At 67.6% G+C, this 12152-nt stretch carries 8 protein-coding genes; 5 read left to right on the forward strand and 3 right to left on the reverse strand.

Annotated features, from left to right (window positions below):
• Positions 1-83: 83 nt before the first annotated feature.
• On the forward strand, positions 84-647 hold the full coding sequence (locus tag P12x_RS14925) for a hypothetical protein (protein ID WP_435005094.1): 564 nt from the start codon (positions 84-86) through the stop codon (positions 645-647).
• Between the two features lie 516 nt (positions 648-1163).
• A complete protein-coding gene (locus tag P12x_RS14930; RefSeq protein ID WP_435005095.1) occupies positions 1164-2522 on the forward strand; it encodes a TolC family protein in 1359 nt (452 codons plus the stop codon).
• Positions 2523-2636: 114 nt separating this feature from the next.
• Here the strand turns inward: P12x_RS14930 and P12x_RS14935 are convergent, their stop codons facing one another.
• Together P12x_RS14935 and P12x_RS14940 are read right to left on the reverse strand one after the other, a co-directional pair.
• Positions 2637-5771, reverse strand: coding sequence for an efflux RND transporter permease subunit (locus tag P12x_RS14935; RefSeq protein ID WP_435005096.1), 3135 nt, complete (start codon positions 5769-5771; stop codon positions 2637-2639).
• A gap of 309 nt (positions 5772-6080) precedes the next feature.
• Positions 6081-7814: an efflux RND transporter periplasmic adaptor subunit gene (locus tag P12x_RS14940; RefSeq protein ID WP_435005097.1), complete on the reverse strand. Its 1734-nt coding sequence runs from the start codon at positions 7812-7814 to the stop codon at positions 6081-6083.
• A gap of 632 nt (positions 7815-8446) precedes the next feature.
• On the opposite strand from P12x_RS14940, the gene P12x_RS14945 reads away from it, so the two are divergent.
• The 3 genes from P12x_RS14945 to P12x_RS14955 all read left to right on the forward strand — a co-directional run bounded on the left by P12x_RS14945 (position 8447) and on the right by P12x_RS14955 (position 11720).
• Positions 8447-9925 (forward strand): RecQ family ATP-dependent DNA helicase, encoded by a 1479-nt coding sequence (locus P12x_RS14945; RefSeq protein ID WP_435005098.1) that lies wholly within the window; start codon positions 8447-8449, stop codon positions 9923-9925.
• Positions 9926-10074: 149 nt separating this feature from the next.
• Positions 10075-10572, forward strand: a complete 498-nt coding sequence (gene purE / locus P12x_RS14950) for a 5-(carboxyamino)imidazole ribonucleotide mutase (RefSeq protein WP_435011670.1) — start codon at positions 10075-10077, stop codon at positions 10570-10572.
• Positions 10569-11720: a 5-(carboxyamino)imidazole ribonucleotide synthase gene (locus tag P12x_RS14955; protein ID WP_435005099.1), complete on the forward strand. Its 1152-nt coding sequence runs from the start codon at positions 10569-10571 to the stop codon at positions 11718-11720. The genes purE and P12x_RS14955 overlap by 4 nt, the downstream gene beginning before the upstream one ends.
• 10 nt (positions 11721-11730) lie before the next feature.
• On the opposite strand, the gene P12x_RS14960 is transcribed toward P12x_RS14955, so the two are convergent.
• On the reverse strand, positions 11731-12150 hold the full coding sequence (locus tag P12x_RS14960; RefSeq protein WP_435005100.1) for a hypothetical protein: 420 nt from the start codon (positions 12148-12150) through the stop codon (positions 11731-11733).
• Between the last annotated feature and the right edge of the window lie 2 nt (positions 12151-12152).

The raw sequence follows: 12152 nt of genomic DNA on the forward strand, positions 1-12152 counted from the left end.
GTTAAACTCGGGGCGTGCACCGGGAAGGGTATCGTCCGGGGCACCGAGGGATGGACGACTCGGACCTTCTCGGGAGGTGACGCATGCGGATGCGAATGAGATGGATGGCCGGCCTGGTCGGGGCCTCGGCCGTGATCCTGGCGACGGCCGCGACCCTGGCCCAGCGGCCGATGTCGCCCGCTCCGACTCCGCTGAACTCGGTCGAGACCAAACGATGGCGGTCGTCGAATGATCCGTTGGTCCTCGAGGTCAACGGCCCGACCTCGGAGTTGGCCGGGCCGGTCGACCCGATGGAGGTCGTCGAGGCGTTCCTCGACCGCAACCGCAAGGAGGCCGACGAGTCGATCCGGGCCCTGAACGAGGAGGCGGAGGCCCTCCGGGCCCGGCTCGCGAAGGTCGAGGCCGCGCTCGGCCGCTGGCAGTCGATCGCGGGAGCCCTCCAGGTCGAGGTCCGGGAGGCCCCCGCTCCTCCGGGACCGGAGCCGGCCGCGGCCCAGCTCGATCCGATCGAGCCCCCGCCCGCTCTCGCGCCCGCACCGGTCGAGGAGGCGAAGCCCGAGTTACCCCCCGACTCGCCGCTACCTCCGACCTTACCACCGAGCGACCCGGCCCTCGCGCCCCCCCCGGAGGCTCCCGGTCCGGCCTGAGTCGATCCCGGGCGATTGCTCGGAGTTCCGCGAATACTCATCCGAACAGGGCCCGACCGCCCCCGAGCCTGGAGGTGCTCGCGGAAGATCCGGGATTGCCGGAAACCGAGGGTCGGCCGGGTTGGTCCGGTTGTTTCGATCGTCGCGATGACTGCCCTCCGTTTGCGTTTCTCCGGGGAACCATCCCCCCCTGGTTGGGCCGATAAGAAGGCTGCATGGAATGCGCCGGTCTTCCGGACCGGGAATCGAACGAGACGCGAAGTCTCGGGCCGAACCAGGAGGGATGGGCCGATGCCGCATCAGGCACGATGGATCATATTGTCGGTGGTGGGGATATCCTTGTTTGGGTTCGTCGAGGCCCGAGGTCAAGGGCCCGCGATGCCGAATCAAAGAGCGAGGGGCGCCACCAACGACTCGCTCCTCGGTCCATCGCCGGGTGCCCTATTCCAAGGGGCCGGTCCAGGCGGGGCATCGGGCGGAATCCTGGGGGGACGACCGGGCGCCTCGGTGCCTCGCGTGCCCACTTCGATCACCAGGCCGGGGACCACCAACGGGGGTGCCCCGATCCAGGAAGGGATCGCGCCGCCATCGGCCCTCCCCCTGGCCGAGGTCCCGCTATTCGGCCCGCTCTCGGTCCCGGCCGACCTCGAAGCGGAGGGGCCGCCTGATGGGTTGACCCTCGACCAGGCGATCGATCGCCTGATCCGGGATAATCTGGGCCTGAGGGCCCGGGCGTACGAGATCCCCCAGGCCCAGGCCGATATCCTGACCGCCAGCCTCCGGGCCAACCCCCTCCTCTATGCGGATAGTCAGCTCATCCCTTACGGGGCGTATACGGCCAAACGTCCCGGCGGCCAGAACCAGTATGACCTCAACGTCACCATGCCCCTGGACGTGACGCACAAGAGGAAGGCCCGGACCCTGGTGGCCACCCGGGCCAAACGGGTCCTGGAGGCCCAGTATCAGGACGCCGTCCGACTCCAGATCGATAATCTGTACACGGCGTTCGCCGATGTCCTTGCGGCCCGCGAGACGATCCGCTTCGCCGAGACCGCTCGTGATGGGTTGGCTGTCCTGCTGGACCGGACCCGCCGGATGTACGAGGGGGGCACCCGGACCATCGCCGAGGTGAGCCGGCTGGAGGCGATCCTCGAAGCGTCCGAGATCGAGCTGCTGGACGCCCGCGAGCGCCTGATCTCGACCAAGCGGACCCTCGGGACCTTGCTGAACATGCCCGGACCGGAGGCGGAATCCCTGGAGATCCGCGGGTCGATCCGCGACTCCTTCCCGCCCCCGCCGCCGGTCAATGAATTGATCCAGACGGCCCTCACCTGCCGCCCCGACGTCGTTTCCTACCGGCTGGGTATCACCCGGGCCGAGGCCGAAGTCCGGCTCGCCCGGGCCAACCGACTCTCCGACGTCTACCTGCTCTATCAGCCTTACACCTTCCAGAACAACTCGCCCTCCGGTCTGAAGGGCGCCCATTCGTGGGCCCTGGGCGTCACCGTCCCGCTGCCGGTCTTCGACCGGAACCAGGGGAATATCGAGAAGGCGAAGATCAACTTCACCCAGTCGCAGGTCGAGCTGGCCGAGCGCGAGCAGGCCGTGGCCGGCGAGGTCCGCCAGGCCCAGCGCGAGTACGACTTGACCCGGGCCGCGATGGAGCGGATCGAGACCAAGCTGTTGCCGGCGGCATCGCGGGTCCGCGACGACGCCTATCGCCTCTACCTCAAGGGCGAGGAGGCCGCGATCGTCTATCTGAACGCCCAGCGCGAATACAACGAGGCCGCCCGCCAGTACCGCGACACCCTGGTCCGCCACCGGCGGAGCATGCTCCGGCTCAATACGGTGGTCGGTCAGCGGATCCTGCCCTGAGGCGAGATCCGATGCAGCTCGCGTGACTTCAGGACCCGGATTTCGGGACGCATTGCATCGCGATCGATGCTCCGCGATCCGAAATCCGGGTTCCTTGATGGGTCCGCTGGACGATCAATGCTCCTCGGCCGGGCCTTCGGGGAGGGGTTCGTCCTCGACCGGGGCCGGCGGGCCCGGATCGAACCAGGGGTAGGCGGCGGGCAGGACGATCAGCTTGAGGAACATGCTCGTGATCAGGCCGCCGATCACGACGGTCGCCAGGGGGCGCTGGACCTCGGCCCCGGCCCCCTCGGAGAAGGCCATCGGGACGAAGCCCAGGCTGGCGACCAGCCCGGTCATCAGGATCGGTCGGAGCCTCGACATGGAGGCCTCGTAGACCGACTGCAAGACCGGCTGGCCCGCTTCGATCAGGTGGCGGATCGCCGAGACCAGGACCAGCCCGTCCAGGACCGCCACGCCCGAGAGGGCGATGAAGCCGACCCCCGCCGAGATGCTGAAGTTCATCCCTCGGAGCCAGAGGGCCAGGATTCCTCCGACGGCCCCCAGCGGGACCGAGACGAAGATCAGGAGCCCCAGCTTCACCGAGCCGAAGGTGGCGAAGAGCAGCAGGAAGATCATCGCCAGGGCGATCGGGACCACGATCGCCAGCCGCTTGGTCGCCGACTGGAGGTTCTCGAAGGTCCCGCCCCACTCCAGGAAATAGCCGTCGGGGATGCGGACTTTCTCGCCGACCTGCTTCTGGGCATCGGCCACGAAGCCGGCCAGGTCGCGCCCTCGGACGTTGACGGTGATCATGACCCGTCGCTGCCGATCCTTCCGCCAGATCTCGTAGACCCCGTCCTCGATCTCGATGTTGGCCAGGTCCGAGAGCGGGATCATCCGGCCCTTGGGGTCGGCGATCATGAGCTTGCGGATCGACTCCACGTCGTCGCGGTCCTCGGGGGTGAAGCGGGCCTGCATCGCGAATCGGCGCTGGCCCTCGACCACCTGCCCGACGTTCTTGCCGCCGACGGCCTGGATCACGTCGAGCACGTCGGACGCGTTGATCCCGTAGCGGGCGATCCGGTCGCGGTCGATGGCGATCTGCATGGCCGGGAGCCCGAGGACCTCCAGCGCCTTCACGTCGGCGGCCCCGGGCACGGTCTTCAGGACGGCGGCCAGCTCGTCGGCCTTCTCCTGGAGGGTCGGCAGGTCATCGCCGTAGAGGCCGATCCCGACGTCCCCCTTGACCCCGGCCAGCATGTCGCTGAACCGGAGCTCGATCGGCTGGCTGAAGACCACGATCGTGCCCGGCAGGACCCGCTGGAGGACCTCGTCGATCTTGTCGACCAGCTCTTCCTTGGTCTTCGCCTTGGTCCATTCCTCCGATTCGGTCAGGTAGACGTAGGATTCCGTCGTGTTCGCGGCCGCGGGATCGAGGCCGATCTCGGGGCGGCCGGACTGGCTGACGATCGAGCGGATCTCGGCGGGGAATTCCGCGATCAGGGCCTTCTCCATCCGGGTGGTGTCCAGGACGGCCTCGCTCAGCGAGGCGTCGGGCGGCCGGGTCAGGTCGAGGACCAGGTCGCCTTCGTCGAGCTTCGGGATGAACTCGCCGCCCAGGCTCAGGGCCACGGGGACCGTCGCCCCCAGCATCAGCACGACCCCCAGGGCGACCAGCACCGGCCGGAGCTGGACCCACCTCAGCATCGGCTCGTAGACCCATTTGGCGAACCGGACCACCCAGGTATCCTTCTCCGACATCCCCGGGCGGAGGAAGAACGACGCCAGGACCGGCGTGGCCGTCAAGGAGAGCAGGAGCGAGCCGGTCAGCGCGAAGATCAGGGTCGCCGCCATCGGCCGGAACATCTTCCCCTCGACCCCCTCCAGGGCCATCAAGGGGAGGTGGACCAGGGTGATGATCCCGACGCCGAAGACCACCGGGCGGCGGACCTCCAGCGTCGCCCGTCGGACCACGTCGATCCCCCTCTCGTCGGGCCGGGCGTGCGAGAGCCGGGCCACGCAGTTCTCGATGACGATCACCGCGCTGTCGACGATCAGGCCGAAGTCGATCGCCCCCAGGCTCATCAGGCTCCCGGCGATCCCGAAATAGAGCATCAGGTCGCCCGCGAAGAGCATCGAGAGGGGGATCGCCAGCGCCACGATCAGCCCCGCCCGGAGGTTGCCGAGCATCACCAGCAGGACCACGATTACCAGGGCCCCGCCCTCGGCCAGGTTTCGGGCCACCGTGGAGATGGCCTTGTTGATCAGCGTGGCCCGGTCGTAGAACGACTCGATGACCACCCCCTCGGGCAGCTTCTTGCGGATCTCCTCGAGCTTGGCCTTCACGCGGTCGACCACGACCCGGCCATTCTCCCCGGCCAGCAGGAGGACCGTGGCCGTGACGGCCTCGCCGCGGCCGTCGCGGGTCACGACCCCCTGGCGGATCATCGGCGCGAACTGGACCTTGCCCACGTCTCGGACGTAGATCGGCGTGCCGCTAGGGGTCGTGTCCAGCACGATCTCCTCGATGTCGGCCAGCGAGCCGACCAGGCCCTGGGCCCGGATCACGCGGACCTGGCCGTTCCGCTCGATGTAACCGCCGCCGGAGTTGCTATTGTTCTGCTTGAGGGCCTCGAAGACCCTCGTGGCCGAGATCCCCCGGGCCACCAGGAGGTCGGGGTCGAGCCGGACCTCGTAGGTCTTCAGCTCGCCGCCGAAGGTGTTGACCTCGATCACCCCCGGGACGCCCAGGAGCGGACGGGCCACGTCCCAGTCGAGGATCGTCCGGAGGTCCATCAACGATCGCTTCTGCTTGGCGTCCTCCGCGTTCTTCACCTCGAACAGGTAGATCTCGCCCAGGCCGGTGGCGATCGGCCCCATGCTCGGCGAGCCGAATCCCTCGGGGATGTCGTCGCGGACCTGGATCAGCCGCTCATTGACGAGCTGGCGGGCCCAGTAGATGTCGGTCCCTTCCTGGAAGACGATCGTGACCGAGGAGAAGCCGAACTGGGTGATCGAGCGGACCTCCTTGATCCGGGGGATCCCGTTCATCGCGTTCTCGACGGGGATCGTGATGAACTGCTCGACCTCCTCGGGCCCCAGCGCCGGGGCGTCCGTCAGCGCGATGACCTGGACGTTCGTGATGTCCGGGACCGCATCGATCGGCAGGTTCAGGAGCGAGTAGACCCCCGAGACTGCCACGGCCACGAGTACCAGGATCACGAGGCCGCGATTCTTGAGCGAAAACTTGATCAGGCTGTCGAACACGAGAATTCTCCCGGGGGGCGACGCCCTGGCCCGAATCGAGGGCGATTCCGGGCCAACGGGTCATGGCCGATCGGCGGGAAGGGATGCGAGGGGGGTGAGCCCCGCGAATGATGCACCCGTCAACCATCGATCATGAATAAGGGGTCGAATAATTCGAGGAGATGCCCCCGGGTTGGACCCGAGGGGGACGGGAGGCCTCGGCCGAGAAAGGCCGACGGACCTCGGCTTTCGGGTCGGGAGCAGGGGCGGGAGATCGTCCGACCCCCGAGGTCGGGGGCCGGTTCGTACGGTCGTCCTCGGGATCCCGGGTCACTCCTCGGAGGCCAGGAAGTTCTTGGCCAGGGCCTTGAGCTTGAAGGCCCCCTTGATGACGACCTCATCCCCATCGGCGAGACCATCCTGGATCGTCACCCGGTCATCGCGAGGGGCCTCGGCCTTGACCTCGCGCCGCTCGAAGGAGTCGGGCCCGGTCCGGACGTAGACATAGGTCCGACTCCCGTCGATCAACAGGGCGGCCGTCGGGACCTCCAGGGCTTCCTTCCCCCGAGGGCTCTGGACCTCCACCTCGACGAACATCCCGGGCCTCAGATACCGATCCGGGTTCTCGGCCTTGGCGAGCAACTTGACCGTCCGGCTCTGCTCCTCGACGAGGTCGCCGGTGTAGTTCACCTTCCCCTCGAAGATCCGATCGGGATAGGCCGGCGAGTGGAAACGGAGCGTGCCGCCCCGTTTCCGGACGAGGTCGAGCATGGCGAAGTCCCCTTCGTGGACGCTCGCCTCGACCCAGACGGTGTTCAGGTTGGCCATCGTGAAGATCCGGTGCTGCTTGTCGACCGCGACGCCGGGGACGATCATCTCGCGGTCGAGGATGGTCCCGTCGAACGGGGCCCAGATCGAGTAGGTGCTGACCGGGGCCTCGGCCCCGATGAGGGCCTGCTCGGGCCCGGCCCCGACCGGGGCCACGGACGCGGAGGCCGTCGAGGTGGGCTGGGGGAGGATCGCCTGGGGATCGACCTGCCCGGGGGCTCCCTCGCTGGGCTGATGGGCGAGCGTCCCGTCGGGATCGACCCCGACGACCTTGCCACCCTGGATCGGAGGCTCGGTCCCGTCGGGGCGGACGCCCAGGATTCTCAGGCGTTCTCGGGCCGCGCGGACCGCGGTCTCGGCCTGCTTCAGGGCTTGCTGGGCCCGGGTGTTCTCCAGCTTGACCTCGTAGCCCATCTCATCCATCAGGCTCTGATAGGTGGCCTGGGCCACGTCGTAGCTGGCCTTCACCCGCTCGAAGTCCTTGGGGGTGATGAGCTTCTGCGAGTAGAGGTCGGTGTTCCGGTCGAGGGTCGCCCGAGCCAGGAGGAATTCGGCGTAGGCGGTCATCAACTTCTCGCGATTCATGCCCACGGCCCGATCCTCGAGCGATTTGTGGACCTCCTCGGGGGTCTCCTGCTTGCGCAGGAGGTCCAGGAGTTCGATGGTGTTGCCGTAGACCGTCTCTTCCCAGATGGCCTGAGACCGGGCGATTTCCAGGGTCTGGAGCTTCGTGTAGAGGTCGAGGCGGGCCTCGCCGACTTCCGGACTATCGATGGTCGCCAGGAGGTCCCCCGCCTTCACTTCCTGGCCGATGTGGGCGTTGACCGTACGGACGACCCCGGCGGCCCTCGGGGTGATGAATGCGTATTGATTTTCGTTCGGGGCGACCCGCCCGGGCGCGTTGGTCATCCTCGGCGCGTTACCCAGGATGACCTTCCTGGTTTCGAGCCCGATCGAGCGTTGCTGATCCTCGCTCATCTCGACATGAAGGATTTCCGAAGGGGCCTTCTCGCCCGGCTCGGAGGACGGCTTGGTTTCCGTCGCGGCCGGAGTCCGGGCGATCGAGGGATTGGAGTCTGCAATCGCCGCGTCTCGATTCCGGGAGAACCAGAAAGCCAGGACGACACACGAGACCACGAGGAGGGTCGCAAACCCGGCCAGGATGGCCGATTTCTTTGAGCGAGGCGCGAGCGTACGGGATGTCGTGTCGATGGGCGCCGATTCGGTCGAGCTCATAGTCTCCCTCGCGAATGAGTCCAGGGGGGATGGATGAAGACGCTCCGATTCAGGCCGTCCTCGCCGGCGGATGGCGATCGGCCCTCTCGGCGTTGCGGGGACGGACTTCGTCCGGCCGTCCACCCCGAGGCGTGGACGGATTGACCGTTGCCGGCGTGCCGCTTCGGATGGTTTCACCCATGGGAAAAAACTCGGAGAAAGGGCGGGAAAAATGTTGAGGACGGGGCCAGTGCCTCACCCGAACCTGGGGTTCGGAGGTCTCGAAGTGAGGAATGGCAAAGCCATGAGGAGCAGGTAAAACGTCATGGGGAGAGGATGCGGCAGGATCGATTCCGGGTCTTCAAGGGCGGATTTGAGGCGAATCTCTTGATGGTGACACGAGTTCAAGGCGATACTTTCGGCAATCTCTTGCCGGAAGCCTTGTCTAATTTTAATTCTTCCCCACCCCGATGCAAATAGATAATAGGAATGTTCTCGATCCGCGAGGAATTCGGGGACGTCCAGGTGCCTGGATAGGGAGGGGTGATCCCGGCGAATCCGCCGAGCCGCAGGGTGTCGATCGGCTCGCCATTTGCTGTTCGATTTTTGCGATCGGTCCTGCCGGGTTTGGGCTTTTGGGGCGGAGTCGAACGATGAACCAGATGGGAAGCATGGATGCCTCGGGAGTCGGGGCGGATTTGCGGCGGAAACTCAAGGAACACTTCGGCTTCCTTCGATTCCGGCCGGGGCAGATCGAGGCCGTGCAATCCGCCATCGAGGGGCGGGACACGGTCGTGGTCATGCCGACCGGGTCGGGCAAGAGCGTCTGCTTCCAGCTTCCCGCGCTCGAGCTGGAGGGGACCGCGATCGTGGTCAGTCCGCTGATCGCCCTGATGAAAGATCAGGCCGACGCCCTCCGAGAGCGGGGGATTCCGGTGGCCGAGGTCAATAGCACGCTCAATGCCCAGGAGGAACAAGACGCCCTGGAGGCCATCCGCGGGGGCCGGGTGGAGTTCGTCTATACCACCCCCGAGCGGCTGGCCCGCCCCGACTTCCGCGAAGTCCTTCGATCGCTCAAGGTCGACCTCTTTGTCGTCGACGAGGCCCACTGCGCGAGCCAATGGGGCCACGACTTCCGGCCCGAGTACCTGGCGCTGGGGGAGGCGATCGAGGATCTCGGCCGTCCGACCGTCCTGGCCCTGACGGCCACCGCGACCCCGGACGTGATCGACGAGATCAAGAGGCAACTCCGGATCACCGACGCCGAGGTCGTCCACATGGGGGTCGCGCGCCCCAACCTCCACCTCAGGACGATCCCGGTCGAGGGGGAAACGGCCAAGTTCGCCGAGATCCTCCGACTGGTCCGCGAATCCGAAGGGACCGGGATCATCTATACCGCGACCGTGGCCGCCGTGACCAAGTTGACCCAGTTCCTCGCCGATCAGGGGATCGCCACGGCTCCTTACCACGGTCGGCTCCGGGGCTCGGAACGGGCCACCAATCAGGACCGGTTCATGGCCGGCGAACTCAAGGTGATCGTCGCCACCAACGCCTTCGGCATGGGGATCGACAAGCCCGACATCCGCTTCGTGATCCATCACCATGCCCCCTCGACCGTCGAGGCTTACTACCAGGAGGCGGGCCGCGCCGGCCGCGACGGCCTCCCCGCTGATTGCATCCTGCTCTTCGACAGGAGCGACAAGTCGCTCCATCGGTTCTTCCAGGCCGGGCGCTATCCGACCGGCGAGGATCTGGTCAACGCCCACCACGCCCTCAAGCGGATGGCCGAAGGGGATGGTTCGCCGACTTTCGAGCGGCTCCGGGCGCTCTCGCCGGTCCCGAAGACGCGGCTCAAGCAGGTCCTCAACCTGTTCAAGGCCCGGAACATCGTCCGAGAGGAGGACGGGGAGATCCGGCTCCTCGCCCCCGATCTTACCTTCGACGAACTCCACCGGATGGCCGGCGATTATCGCGAGCGCGACGAGCGCGACCGCCTCAAGCAGCAGCAATTCATCGAGTTCGTCGAGACCCGGAATTGTCGATGGTCCTACCTGATCGACTACTTCGGGCCGGATGATTTGCCCTCCACGTCCTGCGGGCATTGCGACAATTGCGGAGAGCGGGCGGCCTGAGGGCCCTGCCCTGCCCCATCGACCTGCCCGAGGATCCCGGACCGGTCTGGTTTCGACGACTCCGGGGGCTTAAGATGCCCGCTGGTCAGGCTCGCCGAGAGCCTGAGATCCGCCCCCGAAGTCTTCGAGATCACCCCTCCAGGAACGCGATGACGGACGTCGAGTCGAAAGCCCCTCGGGTGGGCGTGGTGATGGGGAGCCGGTCGGACTGGGAGACTCTCCGCCATGCCTCGGAGATCCTGTCCGAGCTGGGGATCGCGCACGAGTCGCGGGTCGTCTCGGCCCACCGGACGCCGGAGCGACTTTACCGTTATGCCCGCGAGGCCGAGGGGCGAGGTCTCCACCTCCTGATCGCCGGGGCCGGGGGCGCGGCCCACCTGCCGGGGATGCTGGCGAGCCTCACGATCCTGCCGGTCCTGGGCGTCCCGGTGGAGAGCAAGGTCCTCCGAGGGGTCGACTCGCTCCTGTCGATCGTCCAGATGCCTCGAGGGATTCCGGTGGGGACGCTCGCCATCGGGGCCGCGGGGGCGGCCAACGCCGCCTTGCTGGCCGCCGCGATCCTGGCCCGGACCGATCCCGCGATCCGCAAGGCCCTGGCGTCCTTCCGCGAGCGGCAGACCGAGAGCGTGGACGAGTCGCCGACATGACCGATCGACCCAAGGTTCTCCACCCGCCCGCCTCGATCGGAGTGATCGGAGGGGGCCAGCTCGGCCGGATGTTCCTCCAGGCGGCCCAGCGCCTCGGCTATCGCGCGGGGGTCCTGAGCGAGCTGACCGACGGGCCGGGGGCGCAGGTGGCGCACTGGTCGGTGGTGGGGGCGACCCATCACCTCCCCGCGCTCCGGGCGTTCGCCGACCAGGCCCAGGCCGTGACGGTCGAGTTCGAGAACGTCTCGGCCCCGGCCCTCCGGTGGCTCGAACATCGGGCGATCGTCCGACCCGGCTGGCGGACCGTCCGGGTCAGTCAGGACCGGCTCCGCGAGAAGTCGTTCCTGGCCCGGCATGGCCTGCCCCTCGCCCCCTGGCATCCGGTCCGGACCGACGCCGAACTGGCCGAGGCGGCCCGATCGCTCGGATTCCCGATGATCCTCAAGACGGCGGCCTCGGGGTATGACGGCAAGGGGCAATTCCGGATCGACGAGGCCGGCCAGGTGGAATCGGCCTGGTCGCAGCTGGGCCGGGTCGCCTGCGTGGCCGAGGGGTGGGTCACGTTCGCCTCGGAGGTCTCGGTCGTGGTCGCCCGGGGGTTCGACGGCGAGGCGGTCACGTTCCCGGTCGGCCTGAACCGGCACGAGCGGCACATCCTCGACTCGACGGTGATGCCCGCGCCGGTCGGCCCGATCGTCACCCAGAACGCCCGCGACCTGGCCCTCTCGGTCGCCCAGGCCCTGGGGACCGTGGGCGTCCTGACCGTCGAATTCTTCCTGACGGCGCAAGGAGGACTGATGGTCAACGAGATCGCCCCCCGGCCCCACAACTCGGGCCACCTGACGATCGAGGGGGCCATCTCCAGCCAGTTCGAGCAGCAGGTCCGGGCCCTCTGCGGGCTCCCCCTGGGGGGGACCGACCTGGTCTCTCCCGCCGCGATGGTCAACCTGCTCGGCGACCTCTGGCAGGATGGCGAGCCCGACTGGGACCGGATGTGGCGGCGCGATCCCGGCGTGAAGCTCCACCTCTACGGCAAGCGGACCGCCGCCCCCGGCCGGAAGATGGGCCACCTGACCGTCCTGGACCCCGACCGCGAGGCTGCGCTCGACCGGGCCCTCGCCGCCAGGCTCTCCTTGATCCGCTCCTGACGGCTTCCCGTCAGTCCTCGATGCTCCTGGGCTTGCTCGCGGGGGGGACCAGTCTCCCCCGGAGGGTGCATTCCCGGCCCCACCAGAAGCCCAGGAACACGCCGAGCCCGAGCATGAACAGGGTCGGCGGCGGCAGATGGTGGATCTGCTTGAGATAGTCCACCAGGCTGCCGTCGGTCTCGAAGGGCGGGCTGAAGAGTCGCCATTCCGCGACGACCCCGATCACCAGGGCTTCGATGGCGCAGAGGATCCCTCGGAGATTCGAGTCGGTCCGGGAAAGCATCCCGCAGCCCAACCCCGTCAAGGCGCCCGGGATCACGGGGGCCCAGAGCCCATACCCGACGAGCCAGGAGAAGATCAGATAACCGACCCCACCCCCGATGATCCCGCCGATCAGGCCGGGGACGTAATCGATCAGCACCTTCCGCATGG

The sequence above is a fragment of the Tundrisphaera lichenicola genome (assembly GCF_051175385.1).
Lineage (GTDB): Bacteria > Planctomycetota > Planctomycetia > Isosphaerales > Isosphaeraceae > Tundrisphaera > Tundrisphaera lichenicola.